This is a genomic window from Pseudomonas fluorescens, assembly GCF_001902145.1.
GTDB classification, from domain to species: Bacteria; Pseudomonadota; Gammaproteobacteria; order Pseudomonadales; family Pseudomonadaceae; genus Aquipseudomonas; species Aquipseudomonas fluorescens_BV.
Genome location: NZ_MRST01000027.1, coordinates 600,165 through 619,609, shown reverse-complemented (window position 1 = coordinate 619,609; position 19,445 = coordinate 600,165). Strand labels below are relative to the sequence as shown.

General features: G+C 53.1%; 19 protein-coding genes, 1 tRNA gene and 2 pseudogenes. 17 read left to right on the top strand and 5 right to left on the bottom strand.

Features of this window, described 5'->3' with window-relative positions; translation table 11 throughout:
• The first annotated feature begins 65 nt into the window (after positions 1-65).
• Both BUE92_RS25965 and BUE92_RS25960 read left to right on the top strand, forming a co-directional pair.
• Positions 66-2,528 carry an EAL domain-containing protein gene (locus tag BUE92_RS25965; RefSeq protein WP_073527020.1) on the top strand — a complete coding sequence of 821 codons (2,463 nt, stop codon included), beginning with the start codon at positions 66-68 and terminating at the stop codon, positions 2,526-2,528.
• Positions 2,529-2,606: 78 nt separating this feature from the next.
• Positions 2,607-3,380 carry a TenA family transcriptional regulator gene (locus tag BUE92_RS25960; RefSeq protein WP_153474739.1) on the top strand — a complete coding sequence of 258 codons (774 nt, stop codon included), beginning with the start codon at positions 2,607-2,609 and terminating at the stop codon, positions 3,378-3,380.
• Positions 3,381-3,451: 71 nt separating this feature from the next.
• Here the strand turns inward: BUE92_RS25960 and BUE92_RS25955 are convergent, their stop codons facing one another.
• Positions 3,452-4,378, bottom strand: coding sequence for a GGDEF domain-containing protein (locus tag BUE92_RS25955; RefSeq protein ID WP_073527019.1), 927 nt, complete (start codon positions 4,376-4,378; stop codon positions 3,452-3,454).
• A gap of 413 nt (positions 4,379-4,791) precedes the next feature.
• Positions 4,792-5,922, bottom strand: a complete 1,131-nt coding sequence (lldD, locus tag BUE92_RS25950; RefSeq protein ID WP_073527018.1) for an FMN-dependent L-lactate dehydrogenase LldD — start codon at positions 5,920-5,922, stop codon at positions 4,792-4,794.
• Positions 5,923-6,022: 100 nt separating this feature from the next.
• Here lldD and BUE92_RS25945 point away from each other — a divergent pair, with 100 nt between their 5' ends.
• From BUE92_RS25945 to BUE92_RS25895, 9 genes and pseudogenes are all read left to right on the top strand, one after another.
• Positions 6,023-6,946: a LysR family transcriptional regulator gene (locus BUE92_RS25945; RefSeq protein WP_073527017.1), complete on the top strand. Its 924-nt coding sequence runs from the start codon at positions 6,023-6,025 to the stop codon at positions 6,944-6,946.
• A gap of 33 nt (positions 6,947-6,979) precedes the next feature.
• Positions 6,980-7,055, top strand: a tRNA-Asn gene (locus BUE92_RS25940).
• Between the two features lie 126 nt (positions 7,056-7,181).
• Positions 7,182-7,597, top strand: a pseudogene (locus BUE92_RS28330) (tyrosine-type recombinase/integrase); the annotation flags it as partial.
• A 165-nt stretch (positions 7,598-7,762) separates the two neighbouring features.
• Positions 7,763-8,323, top strand: coding sequence for a TetR/AcrR family transcriptional regulator (locus BUE92_RS25925; RefSeq protein ID WP_073527014.1), 561 nt, complete (start codon positions 7,763-7,765; stop codon positions 8,321-8,323).
• Between the two features lie 579 nt (positions 8,324-8,902).
• Positions 8,903-9,457 carry an OsmC family protein gene (locus tag BUE92_RS25915; protein ID WP_073527013.1) on the top strand — a complete coding sequence of 185 codons (555 nt, stop codon included), beginning with the start codon at positions 8,903-8,905 and terminating at the stop codon, positions 9,455-9,457.
• A gap of 72 nt (positions 9,458-9,529) precedes the next feature.
• Positions 9,530-10,303 carry an SDR family NAD(P)-dependent oxidoreductase gene (locus BUE92_RS25910; RefSeq protein ID WP_073527012.1) on the top strand — a complete coding sequence of 258 codons (774 nt, stop codon included), beginning with the start codon at positions 9,530-9,532 and terminating at the stop codon, positions 10,301-10,303.
• 88 nt (positions 10,304-10,391) lie between these two features.
• Positions 10,392-10,685 carry a TetR/AcrR family transcriptional regulator gene (locus tag BUE92_RS29365; protein ID WP_371915197.1) on the top strand — a complete coding sequence of 98 codons (294 nt, stop codon included), beginning with the start codon at positions 10,392-10,394 and terminating at the stop codon, positions 10,683-10,685.
• Complete coding sequence (locus BUE92_RS25900; protein ID WP_073527011.1) at positions 10,658-11,356, top strand: DsbA family oxidoreductase; 699 nt, start codon at positions 10,658-10,660, stop codon at positions 11,354-11,356. The genes BUE92_RS29365 and BUE92_RS25900 overlap by 28 nt, the downstream gene beginning before the upstream one ends.
• A 65-nt stretch (positions 11,357-11,421) precedes the next feature.
• Positions 11,422-11,751, top strand: coding sequence for a thioredoxin family protein (locus tag BUE92_RS25895; RefSeq protein WP_073527230.1), 330 nt, complete (start codon positions 11,422-11,424; stop codon positions 11,749-11,751).
• A 57-nt stretch (positions 11,752-11,808) separates the two neighbouring features.
• Here BUE92_RS25895 and BUE92_RS25890 read toward each other — a convergent pair whose 3' ends face one another.
• The 3 genes from BUE92_RS25890 to BUE92_RS25880 are packed head-to-tail and all read right to left on the bottom strand — an operon-like array spanning position 11,809 to position 13,542.
• On the bottom strand, positions 11,809-12,027 hold the full coding sequence (locus BUE92_RS25890) for a tautomerase family protein (protein ID WP_073527010.1): 219 nt from the start codon (positions 12,025-12,027) through the stop codon (positions 11,809-11,811).
• Positions 12,028-12,057: 30 nt separating this feature from the next.
• Positions 12,058-13,164: an alkene reductase gene (locus tag BUE92_RS25885; RefSeq protein ID WP_073527009.1), complete on the bottom strand. Its 1,107-nt coding sequence runs from the start codon at positions 13,162-13,164 to the stop codon at positions 12,058-12,060.
• Positions 13,165-13,209: 45 nt separating this feature from the next.
• Complete coding sequence (locus BUE92_RS25880; protein ID WP_007252395.1) at positions 13,210-13,542, bottom strand: carboxymuconolactone decarboxylase family protein; 333 nt, start codon at positions 13,540-13,542, stop codon at positions 13,210-13,212.
• Positions 13,543-13,777: 235 nt separating this feature from the next.
• Between BUE92_RS25880 and BUE92_RS25875 the strand changes: the two genes are divergently transcribed.
• From BUE92_RS25875 to BUE92_RS25845, 6 genes and pseudogenes are all read left to right on the top strand, one after another.
• Positions 13,778-14,371 carry an SH3 domain-containing protein gene (locus tag BUE92_RS25875; protein WP_371915196.1) on the top strand — a complete coding sequence of 198 codons (594 nt, stop codon included), beginning with the start codon at positions 13,778-13,780 and terminating at the stop codon, positions 14,369-14,371.
• A 338-nt stretch (positions 14,372-14,709) separates the two neighbouring features.
• Positions 14,710-15,045 (top strand): annotated as a pseudogene (locus tag BUE92_RS25865) (ParA family protein); the annotation flags it as partial.
• Between the two features lie 387 nt (positions 15,046-15,432).
• Positions 15,433-16,338: a phosphoenolpyruvate mutase gene (aepX, locus tag BUE92_RS25860; RefSeq protein ID WP_081372218.1), complete on the top strand. Its 906-nt coding sequence runs from the start codon at positions 15,433-15,435 to the stop codon at positions 16,336-16,338.
• Between the two features lie 53 nt (positions 16,339-16,391).
• Positions 16,392-17,534, top strand: coding sequence for a phosphonopyruvate decarboxylase (aepY, locus tag BUE92_RS25855; protein ID WP_073527008.1), 1,143 nt, complete (start codon positions 16,392-16,394; stop codon positions 17,532-17,534).
• A gap of 34 nt (positions 17,535-17,568) precedes the next feature.
• Positions 17,569-18,684 carry a nucleotide-binding protein gene (locus tag BUE92_RS25850; protein ID WP_073527007.1) on the top strand — a complete coding sequence of 372 codons (1,116 nt, stop codon included), beginning with the start codon at positions 17,569-17,571 and terminating at the stop codon, positions 18,682-18,684.
• 29 nt (positions 18,685-18,713) lie between these two features.
• The gene (locus tag BUE92_RS25845) at positions 18,714-19,445 is read left to right on the top strand and encodes a sulfite exporter TauE/SafE family protein (protein WP_073527006.1); all 732 of its coding nucleotides are present in this window, start codon (positions 18,714-18,716) and stop codon (positions 19,443-19,445) included.

The window sequence follows — 19,445 nt, the reverse complement described above, 5'->3', positions numbered from 1 at the left end:
TTAGGCTGTGCTATCGGGAGCGGATTTTCGCGTGCGTATTAAGCTGTGCATGTGCAAGGGACTTCATGAAGCAAAAGCGGACTCTAGGAACGCCACGCCTGTTGGGTATTGTCTGGCCCTTTATTGCCGTCGTGTTGTTCCAGGCATTGTTGGGCTGCGTCAGTCTCTACGTGCTTTCGGCGGTGCGGGGCTATGTGGCGGGCGAAAGCCTGTGGTCCAAGGGCCAGAAAGATGCCATTTACTACCTGACCCTCTACGCCGATAACCGCAACGACACCACCTACCTCAAATATCAGCAGGCCATTGCCGTGCCCCAGGGCGGGCATGAATTGCGCATTGCCCTGGACCGTCCCACCCCGGATATGCACGCCGCGCGCCTGGGCATTCTCAAGGGCGGCAACCATCCGGACGACGTTTCCAGCCTGATCTGGCTGTACCTCAACTTCCGTCATTTCAGCTACCTGGAAAAAGCCATTGAGCTGTGGACGGTGGGCGACGGTTACCTGGTGCAATTGGATGAGCTGGCCCAGGAGATGCACGGCGCCATTACCTCCGGCCACGTCAGCAGTGACGATGTCCATGGCTGGAAGGCGCGCATCATTGCCATCAATGAAGGTGTCACGCCCGCCGCCAAGGCGTTCAGCGATGCCCTGGGCGAAGGTTCGCGGATGATCCTGCGTCTGTTGTTGCTCACCAACCTGGCGACCGCCCTGGGGCTGATCGTGTTGGCGTTGCTGCGCACCCACAAGCTGCTGGCCCAGCGCCATGCCTTTGCCGACGCGCTGCAAGCGGAAAAGGAGCGGGCGCAGATTACATTGGAGTCGATTGGCGACGGGGTGATTACCACCGATGTCGACGGGGCCATTGCCTATATGAACCCTGCCGCTGAAGCCTTGACCCACTGGCGCTCGGAGCAGGCCCAGGGCCTGCCGCTGGCGGCGTTGTTCAAACTTTTGAATGAAAACGCCGAGCCCGACGGATTCACCCTGATTGAACACATCGTCAAGGGCCAGTTCAGCGGCGGCAGCGAGCATTCCAAGCTGATCCAGCGCCTGGACGGCAGCACGGTCTCGGTCACCCTGGTGGGCGCGCCGATCCGCAGTGCCGGCAAGATCAGCGGTGCGGTCCTGGTGCTGCACGACATGACCCAGGAACGCCAGTACATCGCCAATCTTTCCTGGCAGGCCACCCACGACGCCTTGACCGGCCTGGCAAACCGTCGCGAGTTCGAGTTCCGCCTTGAACAGGTGCTGCAACAGGTCGCGCGCCAGCAAAGTGGGCGACATGCCTTGATGTTCCTCGACCTCGACCAGTTCAAGCTGGTCAATGACACCTGTGGCCACGCGGCGGGCGATGAATTGCTGCGCCACATCTGCGCGCTGCTGCAATCAGACTTGCGCGAAGGCGACACCCTGGCTCGATTGGGCGGCGACGAGTTTGGCATCCTGCTGGAAAACTGCCCGGTGCCGGTGGCGGAAAAAATCGCCGAGAGCCTGCGCCATACCGTGCAGAGCTTGCACTTCGTGTGGAAGGGGCGGCCCTTCATGACCACCGTCAGCATCGGCCTGGTGCATATCTCGCAAACCCCGACCACCCTGGAAACCTCCCTGCGCGCCGCCGACATGGCGTGCTACATGGCCAAGGAAAAGGGGCGCAACCGGGTGCAGGTCTACCACGTCGACGACTCGGAACTGTCTCTGCGGTTTGGCGAGATGGCCTGGGTACAGCGGCTGCATGTCGCTCTTGAGGAAGACCGCTTTTGCCTCTACGCCCAGGAAATTGCGCCGCTGGGCCCTACCGACGCCGGCAACGGGCACATTGAAATTCTCCTGCGCCTGCATGACGAAGCGGGGCGGATCATTTTGCCCAACAGTTTTATTCCGGCGGCCGAACGTTACGGTTTGATGACGTCCCTGGACCGTTGGGTAGTGGAAAACGTATTCAAGATTATCGCCCGCTGCATGCATGAGCGCCCGGACCGACCCATGGCCATGTGTGCGATTAATCTGTCAGGCATAACCATTGGCGATGATGACTTTTTGGGTTTTTTACGTCAGAAATTCGATAGTTACAACATTCCACCGGAAATGATTTGTTTTGAAATAACCGAAACCAGCGCTATAGCCAATTTGGGCAGTGCGATTCGATTTATTAATGAACTCAAAGCGTTAGGGTGTCATTTTTCCCTGGATGACTTTTGCGCCGGAATGTCCTCATTCGCATATTTGAAACATTTACCTGTAGACTTCCTGAAGATCGATGGAAGTTTCGTAAAGGATATGCTGGACGACCCGATTAACCGCGCCATGGTCGAAGTGATCAACCACATCGGCCACGTCATGGGTAAGCGCACGATTGCCGAGTTTGTTGAAACACCCCAGATCGAACAGGCTCTGCTTGAGATAGGTGTGGATTACGCTCAGGGCTACCTGATTGAACGCCCGCAATTGTTTACCTTTGATAGCTTGCAGTGTCGACCCGTGCGGCCGCAGCCACTGTTATTCAAGGCGCCCGGCACTTTCCGCTGAAACGTTTGCTGGTCTGTACAATCACACTTGAAAAGGAGCTCCACAGTGATCGACACATTCAACAGAACCGGCCCGCTTATGGAAGCCTCGAGTTACCCCGCCTGGGCACAGCAACTGATCCAGGACTGTAGCGAGAGCAAGCGTCGGGTTGTCGAGCACGAACTGTACCAGCGCATGCGTGACAACGCCCTCAGCGCCAAGACCATGCGCCACTACCTGATTGGTGGTTGGCCGGTGGTGGAACAGTTTGCCTTGTACATGGCGCAGAACCTGACCAAGACCAAGTTTGCCCGTCATCCTGGGGAGGATATGGCGCGCCGTTGGCTGATGCGCAACATTCGCGTGGAGCTCAACCATGCCGACTATTGGGTCAATTGGGCGCGGGCTCATGGCGTCAGCCTTGAAGAACTGCAAGCGCAGGAGGTGCCGCCCGAGTTGCACGCCCTGAGCCATTGGTGCTGGCACACCAGCTCGGCGGATGCGTTGATCGTCGCGATTGCCGCCACCAACTACGCGATCGAGGGGGCGACGGGGGAGTGGTCCGCCGTGGTCTGCTCTACCGGTGTGTATGCTGCCGCCTTCCCTGAGGAAGATCGCAAGCGGGCGATGAAGTGGCTGAAGATGCACGCCCAATACGACGACGCCCACCCTTGGGAAGCCCTGGAAATCATCTGCACACTGGCCGGGACCAACCCGAGCAAGGCCCTGCAGGAAGAGTTGCGCCAGGCGGTGTGCAAGAGCTACGACTACATGCACTTGTTCCTGGAAAGCTGCATGCGTCTAGAGAATGCGGAGAAAGACAAGGCGCCAGCCGTTCGCGAGCGCCCTGTGCGCATCGCCAGCGAGGCGTGATGTAATTGTTCTGATGGTAAGTTGTGGCGAGGGAGCAAGCTCCCTCGCCACAATGCAACCCTGATTGGGTCTTACCCCGCCATCGCCAAGCGGTTGCGACCTTCGCGCTTGGCTACATACAACGCATTGTCGGCCCGGCGCAGCAGGCTTTCAGCCGACTCGGCCGCCAGCAGCGTCGAACAGCCGAGGCTCACGGTCAGTTCGATTCGCGTGCCCTCCACCCAGTAGTCCTGGGCTTGTGCCGCCTGGCGCAGGCGTTCTCCCACCATTCTCGCGGCATCGCGACCGGTGTTGGAGAGCAGGATCAAAAACTCTTCCCCGCCAAACCGAAACACCATGTCCACGTTGCGCAGCTGGCGTTTGATCGCCCCGGCTACGGCGCGCAGCACGCTGTCGCCCGCGGCATGCCCATGGGTGTCGTTGATTTTCTTGAAGTGGTCGATGTCCAGCATCAACAACGACAGCGGGTGCAAATGCCGGCGTGCCATGTCGATTTCTCGCTGCAACGTCTGGTCCATGGCCACACGGTTGCCGGTTTCGGTCAACGGGTCACGCAGGGCGCTGCGGGTGGCGGCGCGGTAGAGCAGGGCGTTGCGCATCGGATAAAGCAAGGTCACCAGCAGCAGTTCGAGTTGGCTCAGTTCTTCTTCAAGCAACCGCTGGTTGCGACGAAAGACCAGTTCCCCCAGGTGTTCGCCTTCATGGCTCAGGGTGTAGCTGACGGAGTGATGACCCCGGTGGCCAAACTCCAGGCGCAGGTCGCTGGCGGCGTGACGGTATTGCAACGCGTCCAGCGGCACCAGGCGCTGAACCTCACGAAAGAACAGGCCCAGGATGCGCTCCGGCTCCAGGCTGGTCTGCAACTGCTGGTTCAGTTGCTGGCGAAGTTCGGCGAGGGTGGTGGGGCGGCGTGGGCGCAAGGATGGCTGGCCAAATCCCAGGCGTTGCAATTTGGCGCTGTCAAAGTCAATTGCGTTGGTCTGGGTGGGGGTTTTCATAAGCGCGGGGCCTCTAAGCACTGGGCTGTCTTACAGGCGGGATGAGGGTGGCGAGTGCCAAGCGTCTTACTGATCCTTCAGTTCCGTAAAACATTGGAAACAGTTTAAACCGCTTTTCATTGGGTTATAACCCCATGGCACTGCCGCACGTCTTGTCATCGCCGAACCTGCTTGAACAGTACTAGAGCGAGATTCATGCCAACTGTGTTTGGTTAGCAAAATTTCTTATGAATCAATTATCTGTTCTTGAAGTAAGCACAGTCCGTTAAAGCATAACGCCAGTTATTTGGCTGAGTGGGGCCAGCGTTACCGCCGGCCCGGTTAACGTGACTGTTTGGGTGGTGTGAGTTGCTTGTCGCAAATAAACAACGCCTTGTTTAAACCGCGAGCGAAGTACAGCGCGCCCGTCGCCACTAGGCCAGGGTAGTACGGTCGATCTGGGCGATGGAGGTGACCCCGGTCAGGGTCATGGCCACGCGCATTTCCTTGGCGAAGATGTCCAGCAGATTCTCTACCCCATGCTGGCCCTCGGCGGCCAGCGCGTAGGCGGTGGCACGCCCCAGCAGGCACGCCTTGGCGCCCAGGGCGAGCATGCGCACCACGTCGAGCCCGGAGCGAACGCCGGAGTCCACCAGCACGGTCAGGTCATCGCCCACCGCTTCGGCAATCGGCGGCAACGCCTTGGCCGTGGACAGCACCCCGTCAAGCTGGCGGCCGCCATGGTTGGAAACCACGATACCGTCTGCACCGAAACTCACCGCGTCCTTGGCATCCTGGGGGTCGAGGATGCCCTTGATGATCATCGGGCCTTTCCAGAACTCGCGGATCCACTCCAGGTCTTTCCAACTGATCGACGGGTCGAAGTTGTTGGCCAGCCAGCCAATGTAGTCTTCCAGGTGGGTGGGTTTGCCCAGGTATCTGGAGATATTGCCCAGGTCGTGGGGGCGGCCCATCAAGCCCACATCGAAGGCCCACTGCGGCTTGGTCACCGCCTGCAACATGCGCCGCTGCGCTGCGTAGGGGCCGGACATGCCCGAGTGAGCGTCACGGTAGCGTGCGCCCGGTGTCGGCATGTCAACGGTGAACACCAAGGTGGTCACCCCGGCGGCCTGCGCCCGCTCCAGCGCATTGCGCATGAAGCCGCGATCCTTGAGCACATACAGCTGGAACCAGATCGACTGCGGGCTTTGCGAGGCCACTTCCTCAATCGAACACACCGACACCGTCGACAGGCAGAAGGGGATGTTTTTGTTGGCCGCCGCCTTGGCTGCTTGCACTTCACCGCGTCGCGCATACATGCCGGTCAGGCCGACCGGGCTAAGGATGACCGGCATCGCCAGTTCCGTGCCGAACAGGTTGGTGCTCAGGCTCAGGTTGTCGACATTGCGCAGGATGCGTTGGCGCAGGCTGATCTCGGCCAGGTCCGAACTGTTGGCGCGCAGCGTATGCTCGGCGTAGGCGCCGCCGTCGATGTAATCGAACAGAAAGCGCGGCAACTTGCGTTTGGCCGCAGCGCGGTAGTCGGAAGCGGACGAGATGATCATCAACGGTGTCTCCCCTGGGCAAAGTGCTACACCCTAAGCAAAGTTATGCCATGATGAAAACAACTTTTATCACTGTCATCCAGTCGCCAAAGGAATACTGATGAACCTGCGAACCTTGCGTGCGTTTGTCGAAGTGGTGCGCCAGGGCGGGTTCTCCCAGGCGGCCGAAGTGGTTGCCCTGACCCAGTCCACCGTCAGCAAAGCGGTCAAGACCCTTGAGGACGAACTGGGCATGCCGTTGCTCAATCGTCTCGGCCACAGGAATGAACTCACCGCCGCTGGCGAAATTGCCTACCGCCGCGCCTTGGTGATGCTCGCCGAACGCACCGACTTGATGGCCGAAATCAACGACCTGCGCGGCCTCAAGCGCGGCGTGCTGCGCATCGGCCTGCCGCCGGTAGGGTGCGGCGTGTTGTTTGCGGCGATGTTCGCCACTTACCGCAGCCGTTACCCGGGCATCGACATCGAACTGACCGAGTACGGCAGTAAAAGACTGCGCGAATGCCTGGAAGCGGGGGAGGTGGACCTGGCCGCCTTGCTGTTGCCGGTTGATGAAGGTTTTGACTACCAACCGGTGCGCAACGAGCCGTTGATCGCCGTGTTGCCCATGGGCCACCCACTGGCCCAGCGCGAGCGCATCGATTTCACCGACCTGGCCGACTCACCCTTCATCCTGTTCGAGGCCGGCTTTGCCCTCAATGCCAAGATCCTCAGCGCCTGCGAACGCAAAGGCGTGACGCCCAAAGTCACCGCCCGCAGCGGGCAAATAGACTTTATCGTCGACCTGGTCACCGCCGGGCTGGGCATCGCCTTCCTGCCTAGGATGCTGGCGTACAAACACCAACATCCCGGCATCGCCTTGATCCCCCTGGACGAGCCCCATACCGATTGGCACATCGCCCTGGCCTGGCGCGCCAGCGCTCATCTGCCACCGGCAGCGCGGGCTTGGTTGGATCTGGCCAGGGAACCGTCGTATTCAAGCGAGCAGGGGGGCGATTTGCGGAAAATTTCTGAGGACGCTTGACTTCTTCTTTTTAATCAGTAACATACGGCGCATTCCGCGATAGCTCAGTTGGTAGAGCAAATGACTGTTAATCATTGGGTCCCTGGTTCGAGTCCAGGTCGTGGAGCCAGACAAGGTTCCAGAGAAAGCTTTCAAAATCTCTGAAACCCCCGAAAACCCGCCTTCTGGCGGGTTTTTGCGTTTTTGGCGTTCTGTCGGATTCCGGTGGGTACCAGCCGTTTTAAGGGCAGAGTTTAGATACGTCAAACCTGATGGTCGGGAAGGACCGACCTCGTTCGGCAACTACCCCATCGTTGGCCTCGCAGATGCGCGCCGCAAGCGCTTGGAGGTCAAGCGAATGCTGGTGGATGGCATTGGCCCTAAGGAGCCAAGAACCAAGCCAAGACCGACGCTCTGATCAAAGGCCGCACCTTTGAAAGCGTTGCCCTCGGCTGGCACACGGAAATGTCAGCCAAGTGGGCACCGGACTATTCCAAGACAGTGATGAGTCGCCTCAAAACTCACCTCTTCCCGCTGATCGGCGCCCGCGCCATTGTCGACCTTGATACCCACGACCTTATGCGGCCCCTGGACGCGATTAAGAAGCGCGGAACGATAGACATTGCTTTAAGGGTACAAAACTACCTGCAGAGCATCATGCGCGAGGCAAAGGTTGAGAGCGTTTCGAGATTGGCTATTCGAGGAAGTTCATGCGGCTTAGGGCATGCACTCGAAATCGGCAATCACATCGGTAGCTCAGTTCAGCGTTCGGCGAACGCTGTCTTATGAGGTGTGACTAATTTATGATGCCAGGATGATAAATTCGGATGCAGCATCATGAGTACACGTTCAGACCTTTTGACCAGCGCCGAAGTTCTGCTGCGCACGAAAGGCTATGCGGCCTTCAGCTATGCCGACCTTGCGGACGACATCGGCATTAAAAAGGCGAGTATTCACCATCACTTCCCCACCAAGGAAGGCTTGGCAATTGCCATCGTCGAGAGCTACCTGTTCCGGTTTAAAAAGCAGCTGGACGCTATCAATGATGAACACGTCAGTGTTGTCGACCGGCTGAATGCGTTCGCCTTGATGTTCGCTCACAGCAGCCTGAACGGAATGCTTCCACTCTGTGGAGCCTTGGCCGCAGAGCTTCTGGCCCTGCCTGAAAGCCTCAAAGAAATGACAAAGGATTTCTTTGAGATCCATCTCACTTGGCTCCAAGCAAATATTAAGCAGGGTCAAAATCGAGGAGAGCTTAAAGCCGACCTGGATGTAATCAGGGTTTCAAGGGTCATATTGAACACTTTAGAAGGTGCGAGCTTTGTTTCTTGGGCGATGAGCGATGATTACGAAAAATCTTCGGGATTTGATTTGATTTTATCTACCCTTCGTCACTGAAGACGTTAGCAAGCACGTTTATAGACTCTACCGCTGCATTCTCTTTCCAGGGGGCATCTTTCATCGCTGTATCTTTGGTCCATATTCCAATAGCCTCTCGACTTGATCGCCTGCCAAGAGCAGGCGGCCTTGAATTATCTGATTCGGGGTCGCGAGCCAATCTACGCTGTTTTAATTAGCGCAGACTAAAACTACCAGATAGAACACTCGGTATTATCTGGTGTGCGGTAGATTTGCATCCAATGACGGGAAGGTTTGCTTGTAGGCGGCGCTTTTTCGTGATCGCGAATTGTACAGTACCGCTCATGCTTAGCGGCGACCGCGCTCTTGGCTGCGTTCAAAGTGACCTCTTGAAACGAACCTCCATCTCATCCCAGCAGGTGGCCTGGGGCATAAACAGCCCTGATTCTGTCGGTTACGACTCCCGCTGTGTTGTCATCAATATTCCCAACTCCTATATGCAGGCTAGCTTTTCAAAGCTATGGGTATCGTTACCTCTCTTGAAATCCAACCTACTACTTGGTAGGCTTGTTTCTCTTCCGGTCTAATCGTCCGGTTTTTCTAAAGAGGAACGTCCACATGAACAGCAATCTGAATGGTATCGATGTAGCCGCACTGCAGAATTTCGCCGAAGGTGTTGCTGGGGATGCGAGCAAGCGCCACGCGAGCTTCAATGTTAAGACCGAGTGGAAGGGCCAGACGCGCTCCGTAGCTAAGGTCAGCCGTTACGGCCTGGCTGGTGAAACCTATTCCCGCGATTTTGAAATTGCAGCCGATGAGCCGAATGAATTGCTTGGCGAAAACACCGCGCCCAACCCTCAGGAGCTGCTGATGGCTGCTCTCAACGCCTGCATGTCGGTCGGCTATGCCGCCAATGCCGCGATGATGGGCATCAAGATTCACAGCCTGGAAATCGAGACTGACGGCACCCTCGACCTGCGCGGTTTCCTGGGCATCGACGAAAGCGTTAACCCTGGCTACGACGAGGTGAGTGTCGTCATTCGCCTGCACACCGATGCCTCCCGTGAGCGTGTAGAGGAGCTGCACAACGTAGTGCTCAAGACTTCGGTCAACTACGCAAACTTCTCTAAAGCCATCCGCATGCTCCCTAAGCTCGAAGTCATCGAAGGCTAACCGTCCTGGCCACAGGTCAGCGCGGCACCTTGCCGCTGGCGACCTCTCACTACTCTAATACCGGAGTCTGTAATGAGCTTTTTTTTTGCTGGTAAAAAACTGTTGGTTGTTGGCGGCACGAGCGGCATGGGCCTGGAAACAGCGCGCCAGTTTTTAAAGGCAGGTGGCAGCGTGGTTCTCACCGGCAGTAAACAAGATAAAGCCGATGCTGTGCGCGCCGAGCTGAGTCCGCTGGGGAGCGTATCAGTGATCGTTGCCAACCTCATGACCGAGGAAGGGATGAATCATGTACGCAGCGAAATCAATGCCAACCACAGTGACATCGGCTTCATGGTGAACTCTGCAGGCATATTCATTCCGAAGCCTTTCATCGAGCACGATGAGGCTGACTACGACATGTACCTGGATCTGAACCGCGCCACATTCTTTATCACGCAGGCCGTGGTCAAGAATATGCTTGCTGCCAAGCGCGAAGGCTCCATTGTCAACGTCGGTTCGATTGGCGCGCAGGCCGCGCTGGCCGGCTCTCCAGCGACCGCTTATTCGATGGCCAAGGCGGGCCTGCACGCAGTCACCCGAAACCTGGCAATTGAATTGGCTCACTCAGGTATCCGAGTCAATGCCGTTTCGCCTGGCATCGTTCACACCTCGATCTATGAAGGTTTCATGGACAAGGACGCGATCCCGGATGCGATGAAGTCGCTGAACGACTTCCACCCACTGGGTCGAATCGGTGTTCCTGAAGACGTCGCCAACACCATCCTCTTCTTACTCTCCGATAAGACCTCCTGGGTGACTGGTGCTATCTGGGACGTTGATGCAGGGGTGATGGCGGTGCGTGCCTAAACACCGAGGCAAGCTCTGCGTGTAGCGCCTTGGGGCGCTCTCCAGCGCGCTGCTCCGGTGACAAAGGTGCTGGTTGTAGGAGTTTCAAATGTCCATCACGACAAAAGCCGCGCTGCTGAGCTACGCGCAAACCCAGATGCGCTCAAAGGGTTACTCAGCGTTCAGTTATGCGGATCTCGCAGCGAAAGTCGGAATCAGAAAAGCCAGCATTCACCATCACTTTCCTCTGAGCATGTTGGAGGGAGCAAGCCTCATTGATTGGACACTGGGTCGCTCAGCCGACCCGTTGCTGGTTTTAACCATTTGCTTGAAATGGCCGCAATGCAATCTTCACTTCTCCGTGCAGGATAAAATATGCAAACCCCTTCGAAAAAATATGTAGTCGATATCTGGTCTGATTATGTGTGTCCCTGGTGCTGGATTGCCAAGCGTCGTTTTGAAAAAACACTCGAAAACTTCCCGCAGAAGGACGATGTACAGGTCAATATTCGGGCCTATCGACTGGCTGCAAATCACGCCCCTGAACCGATGATCGCGGCACTGAAACGTAAACTCGGCAACCCAGACTCCGCAGAGGCGATGATGAGTACGGTCAGTAAATATGGCCAGGCTGACGGGCTGGATTATCGCTTCGACACCATGATGTTTGGTGACACAGCGGATGCTCATATCCTGGTGAAAGCAGTTGAAGACACGACAGTGAAAAAGCGCCTTGTTGAGGCGCTGTACGAGCAAAGTACCAGTCACGGCAAGTCGCTTTTTGATCGCGCCAATTTGGAGGCGATTGCGAAGGAGGCAGGTGTGCCCGATGAATCAATTCAGTTGGCGTGGTCATCCGTGGAGCTGCGCGTTGAGATGGTAGAGGACGAGCATTTCGCAACCCAACTGGGTTCCGGCGTGCCACTTTTTGTCTTCAACAACACGTTCTCGGTGTCAGGCGCTCAGCCAGAAGCGGCCTTTCTTGAAGCGCTGGATCAAATGGTTGCTAAAGCGAGAGTCGAGGAGAGCTCATTGGTGGGCCAAGTCTGCGGCATCGATGGCTGCGAAATTTGATGGACAACGGAACGGGGGTACTCAGAAGGTGCCCCCTTTTCCTTAACACAACATGTGAGATCCAAATGAGCCGTATCGTTGAATTGAGCGCTCCCCAATTTGCCCGCTTTGTAGCCAAAGGCAGCAGTGTCTTACTGTTCTCAGCATCCTGGTGCAAACCTTGTAAAGAGATGAAGCCAGTCTTCGTCGATTTGGAGGAAAAGCTCCATGCTCTCGCAGTGTTTGGGAAGATTGATATTGCGGTATCGCCGACGATTGCGCAGATGTATGGCATTCGATCAGTGCCGTCCTTGGCAGTGTTCCACGAAGGCCGATTGTTGAAGGTCTTCGCTGGGTCTAAATCAGTTTCAGCCTTGAAAAAAGCAATTATCACTGAGCTGGAGGACGTTAGTTAATCAAGCATCCTCCTCGACCTGTAAGACAAGTCAGTTACCTGATCTGAAGGTGAAGCCTTACTCGCCGGCTTGCAGCTTCAATACTTCTTGGGCGGTCACAGGTTTGCCACCAATACCCCAGTCTCCACTTTTTACCTCTTCGAAGATGACCCACGTGAGAGCGCGCATGTTTTCGCCTTCAACCGACACCATAGCGTCAGTCACTTTGCGAATCACTTCAGCTTTTTGCTCGTCGGAAAAAACGCCTTCAATCCCTTTGATAGTTACGAGTGGCATGGTGTTCTCCTAAATGTTTGTGAAGGAATATCAGGCTTTGGCCGCTGCGTATTCCGGATAGTCGGTGTAGCCCTTATCAATCGAACCGCTTACGCCGTAGTAGGTCGCGCGATCGCCCTCGGCCAATGGCCAATTGTTCTGCATGCGCTCTACCAGATCAGGGTTGGCAATGTAGGCGTTGCCAAAGGCAATCAGATCTAGCTCGCCTTTGGCCAACTCAGACTCTGCGATCTCTTTGGTGAAGCCGCCCGCAGCCATCAAGGTGCCCTTGTACGCTTCACGGAATGCAGCGCCGAAACCTGGTGGCGTTTGCGCGGCGAGGATGGTCGGTTGGTAGTTCAGGTGAACAAATGCCAGCTCTCTTTCGTTGAGGGCAGCCGCCATACTCATCCAGGTTTCTTCTTCGCCTTCGTACACACCGAAGTCATACAGTCGACCAAACGGAGAGAAGCGAACACCGATCTTCGATCCGCCGATTTCAGCAGCAATCGCATCAATCGTCTCCAGCAGGAAGCGTTGACGGTTCGCAATAGAGCCACCGTACTGATCAGTACGAGTGTTCAGGGCGCTGCTCAGGAATTGGTCGAACAGGAAGCCGTTGGCTGCCATGATTTCGATACCGTCAAAGCCGGCGTCCATGGCCATCCGTGCGGACTTCACGAAGTCAGCGATGACGCGTTTCACTTCTTCAGTTTCCAGCGCACGTGGAGAGCTGGGCTGTACAGGGCCAGATTTGCCGGGCTCGATCCAGGCATACACCGTGGTATCTACCGCAGGCACCGTGCCCGAAGAGACTGGCACCATGCCGTGTACCGAGGTGTGGGACATACGGCCTACGTGCCAGAGCTGCGCGAAAATCTTCCCGCCTTTGGCGTGCACCGCGTCAGTCACTTTGCGCCAGCCTGGTAAGTGCACATCTTCGTAAATGCCAGGGGTGTACAGATAGCCGCGAGCCTCATCGGAAATAGGCAGGCCTTCGGTGATCAGCAAGCCGGCGGAAGCTCGTTGCGCGTAGTAAAGCGCGTTGGATTCATTCGGAATGTTGTTCAAGGTTCGGGTGCGAGTCATGGGGGCCATGACAACACGGTTTTTCAGCGGAGTACCGGCCAGATCGTAAGGTGTGAACAGCTTATTCATAATTAATCTCGACGTCGTTGAAGGGGAAGAACATCGGCGTTTGAATTAGGACTTATCGAACGCGTCGAGTACGTGGGTGCTGTAGACCAGCGCGGCACCGGCATTCATGTTGATAGCTACACCCAGTGCTTCGGCGACCTCTTCACTGGTCACACCGAGCTTCTTTGCTTCAGCGGCGTGAAATGCAATGCAGCCATCGCAGCGAGTCGTCACGGCCACTGCGAGGGAGATGAGCTCGCGAGTCTTGGCGTCCAGATGATTGGTTTTGCTTCCGGCTGCACCGAGAGCAGCCATACCTTTCATGGTTTCAGGTGACAAGCCATTCAGCTCTACCAAACGAGTGTTGATGTCTTTTCGGGTTTGCTTCCAGTCTTGCATGGGATTCTCACAGGGATGTCGTTGGTTGCAGGGATTTAAAGTATGCAATAAAGCTACCATCCAGTTGGTAGGGTTTCAACGAGTTCATGGTGATTTTTAATATCAATGCAATTTAATGGGCAGATTTATGCTGTTTTTTTGAAGGGGAGCTCGAGTGAAAAATATCGCTTAGCTAGCCGGAGGCTTATCTGGCGGGCTGCAAAAAACGGAAGATTGGCTAAGCTCGCAATAGGTGATGCGTCAGGTGGGTCAGGAAGACACCCGTTGTAATACGTGCCGAATGAGAGCAATGGATATGCGCAAGAAGTCCCGGTCATGGTTTGTCCCGCTCCTGCTTGTTTTTGCCGTCTTGTGGGCAGTGGGGAAGAAGGACACGCCTCCAGCCCCCGCACAGTCAGGCGTTCTGAGCGCACCGAGTACGTTTGAGTCGACTTCTCCAGCCTCACCCTCAGCGCCGGCCGCTGTCTCTGCGACTGAGCACTTTGTAAGCGCTGATAATCTCAATGTCCGGAATCAACCAAGCGGTAAGGTTGTCTCAAAGCTGAAGCGCGGGGAAAAGGTCCAGGTTTTCGAGACGCGCAACGATTGGGCACGCATCAGTATTGATGGTCAATCACCTAAGTGGCTTTCGTCAAAAAGCCTGTGCAGCGGGTCGGGCTGCTACTTCGTTTCGAAACCCAAACCAGTGACTCAGCCAGTACAGCCTGCTCGCCAACAGACTCCAGCTTACGGCTCCTCGTGCCCCTGTTCCTCTGGAAACGTGTGTATAGGGCCTAGGGGGGGTCGATACTGCATTACCTCTGGCGGTAACAAGCGGTACGGCGTATGAGCGATTACCGTCTCCTTTTCCTGCAGCCCAATGAATTACCCTGCTTTGACAAGCTAATCCAACGCGACTAACTTTCATGGCGTGGTGCGTTCATGCGCTCGCGCTACACAGCGTTTCTATGCCTCCACCACGTTTGTCGTGGCACCGTTGAGGCTAACAGGTAGCAAATGACTGTTAATCATTGGGTCCCTGGATCGAGTCCAGGTCGTGGAGCCAGATAGAGAAAAGCCTGTAGAGATACAGGCTTTTTTTTGCTTGGGATTTGACCCAGCAAACCAAAGCGCACAGCGTGATTTGCATGAAGCCGTCTCTAATCCATCGATTCAGAGGTAAGGTCAATGAAAGTCGCTGCAGTCGTTTCAACCAAAGGCGGGCCGGGGAAAACCACGGTTGGCGCCAATCTAGGCGCGTTCTGCGCCGACGCGGGTCTTCGTACCTTACTCATCGATCTCGATACCCAGCCGTCACTGTCCTCGTTCTATACGCTAACGCATGAGGCGCCGGACGGGACCTACCAACTGATCGCCAATAACGAGACGCGTGCCGATCAGGTCATTTCCAAGACCTTCATCCCTAATCTCTCACCGAACCATTCGAATGATCCGATAAATCAGCTTGGAAGCTTGTTGCTTCATGCTGCTGATGGGCGCCTTCGCCTCAAGAATCTGATGCCACGTACTTCTGCTCGCAATGCACCCTCAAAGTCGCTTCCAAACTCTTTATCGCTTTGCGCTGAATGTCAGCGGCGAGCTGTAGCTCATCATTGCGGTAAAGAAAATTAAATAGCTTCATTGTCGAATGTAACTTATTTTTCATCTTTGCCCTTTTGGGTGTATATAACAAATTAGTGACGCACTCCTTATGATTGATTTTTATAGAAAAATAATTTTTATGCAGGTTTATAAATAATTCTATAGCCAATAATTATAAGCAGCCATATTGTAATGTTTCAGTTTGATGATGCATCGTTATATCGGCATTCAGATCGAATCCAAAAATACTAATACGAGTATAGAGTTCGTTGATAGTTGCTATCTTTCCGTCAAAAAAAGGTGCCACAAATGGAATTGCCTATGAAATCTGTTACCTCGGAATTGCGCGGTCAATCTTTAAGAAAGCTCCTCTCGAAAAAAAAAGGAATAAGAGTTATTGAAGCACATAGCCCTCTTTCGGCGATGTTAGTTGAAAAAGCTAGCTACACCAACGGCAATGTTACTGTTGAATTTGATGCGTTCTGGTCAAGCTCCTTAACTGACTCTACAGTGCGGGGAAAACCTGATACTGAATTACTGGATCTTAAAAGTAGACTGAATGGAGTTTCTGATATTTTTGAGGTGACGACCAAGCCCTTAATACTTGATGGTGACACCGGTGGAAAAGCCGAGCATTTACCCTATCACATCGCAACGGCCGAACGTATGGGGGTATCCGCAGTAATCATTGAAGATAAAACCGGATTAAAGAAAAACTCACTATTCGGAAATGATGTGAAGCAGACCCAGGCGGATCCAATAGAGTTTGCCGAAAAGATCAGATTGGGAAAAAACGCTCAGTTATCATCAGATTTTATGCTTATCGCTCGTATCGAAAGTCTTATATTGGACGCAGGGCTCGATGATGCGCTCAAACGTGCATTGCTTTATGTAGAGTCTGGCGCAGACGGTGTAATGATTCATAGCAGAAAGAAAGACCCCAGTGAAATTATCGAATTCGCAAAACGATTTAGAACACACTATCCATCTGTTCCACTGGTCTGCGTACCTACAAGTTTCAATGACATAAAATTTGATACTCTCGTCGATAATGGTTTTAATGTCGTCATTTACGCAAATCATATGCTCCGAGCAGCTTATCCTGCAATGTTGTCGGTGGCCAATCAAATATTAAAATATGGTAGAACACTGGAGGTTGAGGATAGATGTCTTGATATTCAAGAGATTCTATCTCTTATACCTGGAACACGATGATATTAGACGTTAGAACGTGCAAGTTTTGCTGATTAAGCTCATAGGACGTTTTTATGATTGTTGCAAAGGATTTTCTTACACTTTTGTTCAGTAAAGATATTGAGTTTTATACGGGCGTCCCTGATTCACTGCTGAAAAATTTTTGTTCCGCCATTCAAAATTCAAATTTAGATATCGACCATGTCACCGCTTGCAATGAAGGGACAGCATTAGGTGTAGCGATTGGACATCATCTCGCCACCGGCAAGGTCCCGTTGGTCTATTTGCAGAACTCCGGTATTGGAAACCTTATCAATCCTTTCTGTTCGCTTGCTGCTCCGGAGGTATACGGAATTCCGATACTGATGATTATCGGGTGGCGCGGGGAAATTGATGCTACAGGAACCCAAAAGCATGATGAGCCTCAGCATGTAAAGCAGGGAAAAATCACTCTGCCTCAATTGGACGTACTCGGCATCCCTTACTTAGTGATATCAGAATCAGATGCTGATGATATCTCCATCGAGTTGGACTCGCTCTTGGAGATCTCAGTAAATAATGGCTGCCCTGTCGCCATTGTGGTGCGCAAGGGAACTTTCGGAGGTGATAAGAAGGAACACACGAACTCATCTCTCCCGGAGCTGATGTCTCGAGAGGAGGCAGTGGCTTGTTGCGTGGATATTCTTCCCGAGGCAATGCCGATAGTGAGTACTACTGGTATGTTGTCAAGAGAACTATATGAACTCAGGACCAGTCTGGGTCAATCCCATGAAAAAGATTTTTTAACCGTGGGTGGGATGGGGCATGCATCACAAATTGCGATGGGGATATCCATAAGTAAGCCTTTGATAAAAGTTGCGTGCCTGGATGGAGATGGCGCAGCAATCATGCACATGGGGGGACTACTTAATTCAGCCATGTCGAACATCATTCACGTACTAATTAATAATGGAGCGCATGACTCCGTCGGCGGACAACCGACTATGGCGGCCACTCGAAGTATGGCCGACATTGCCAAAAGCTGCGGGTATATAACGTCTAAAACTGTGGTATCCAGACATGAGTTAGTCATGAGCTTGATTGATGCGATCGAAACACAAGGAAGCGCGTTTATTGAAGTTCGTTGCAGAACGGGATCTCGTCAAAATCTAGGGAGGCCTGTGGACACACCAAAAGAAAACAAAGTGCAATACATGAATTTTCTGGGTGGACTTTGAATTCTGCTGCGCTACTTCTATGAGAGAGCTATTTATGAGCGAGTTGAAAGAGTTAGGATTGAATAAAATTGCTGGCAATGTAAAGCTTGGGGACGTCACCGTCAAATCCATCGCGTCTAACATTAGGCATCTACCTGCCCATGTATTGCAGCAAGCAAGTTTAATAACGTCCGGTGAAGGCATAGAAGGCGACATCGTTCTAGGGAAAGTTATTAGTAGCGTCGGCGCGGTAAATTACATCGAAAACAATAATGGTCGAGATGTCACCCTCTATAAAGGAGACCTATTCTTTGGCGTGTTAGGCAATAGAAAATCCAGCACTTCAGAATACGGCGGCATTGATGACAAAATTACTATTTCTCCGGATGACCCAATCACCCTTGATCTACTTGCAGTTGGCGGAATTCTAGGTTACGGGAAAGCCGTTTCCCCCTTACGAACAGTCAAACAATTCTTAAAAGTGCAAGTCGAAGGTTTTCTTGGGATTCCTGGAGTCCATGGCAACTTAAATATTGGAGATTTACGTGGTAGCCCATATAGCGAGAACCACCCAACCGACACTCCAATTTTATTTATATGTGGAACCTCAGCCGAAGTAGGCAAGACAACGGCGACAACCAATTTGATTAAGGCACTAAAAAGAAAAGGACTTCGAGTATCTGCCACGAAGCTTACTGGAACGGGACGACTGAGAGATATTTTGGCCATGCAGGACGCAGGAGCGGACTTTTGCCTAGATTTTCCGAGCGTTGGTTTGTCTTCTACCTATACCGACAAAGAAAAAGCCATATCAGCGATATCAGACGTTTTGAATACTGCGTCTGTTGGTGCTGACATCATATTAGCTGAGCTTGGAGGCGATATCATTGAGGCCAATATACCAGCCATATTTGAAGATCAAAGCATTATGGATCGGGTAGTTGGAGTTGTACAAGTTTCAGGCGACGTGCTAGGTATAATTGGTTCACTTGAGCTGTATAAAAAAATGAATTACTCGAAACCAGTCTACTTAACGCTGCCAAAAGGTCGCAATCCGATAGGAACTAAAGAGCGTCTTTTTCAATTCGGACTGGAAGCTTATGACCCTCTTTCAGATGAAGACTCCGATGCTACCGTAGAAAAGGTGATGGCCAGGATTAATCCGCTTTAGATTTCAAGACTAACTAGCAAAGGGTAGCGATGATTATAGTTTATAAGATGATAGCGCTTTACCTCTTGGTGTTGATTTCCTCTGTTTTATCAACGGCCTTCGGTGTTGGTAGCTTTGTACTAATTCCTATATTCACTTTCTTTTTTACTGCAAAAGAAAGCGTTGCAATGGCGTCACTTTACTTCACGTTTCAAAACATAGTAAAGCTTGGTTTTTTTTGGCGATTCATCGACTGGAGCATCTCAAAGAAACTTCTGATTTATGGATTTCCGGGAACTATCGCAGGAAGTGTTTTGCTTCTCTATATAAATATCAGTTTTTTTCAGAAGATACTGGGGCTTGCAATACTTGCATATGTCGTAAAGGACTTGCTTAAGTTTAGGGCTAAAGAGGTGACACCAGCGCAACTCAAGCCCTACCAAATCCCCATCTTTAGCTTTTTATATGGCTTTAGCTCAGGAGTCGTAGGGAGTGGAAACGCAGTAAAGGGGCCGTTATTTAGCTCCGCAGGTTTGACTAAAGAGACCTATGTTGCAACGTATGCGGCGACCTCGTTTCTATTGAACATCCCCAAGATTTTTATCTATGTACAGGGAGGAGTTATCAGCAGGAATGTACTCTTCGATTCGTTGCCATTACTGATTGTTTCGCTATTGGGAACTTACCTCGGCAAAAAAATTATCTCAAGCATTTCCGAGTCAAGCTTCACACTGATCATAAATGTATTTTTTGTATTTAGTGCTATAGCGTTGATGCTATAG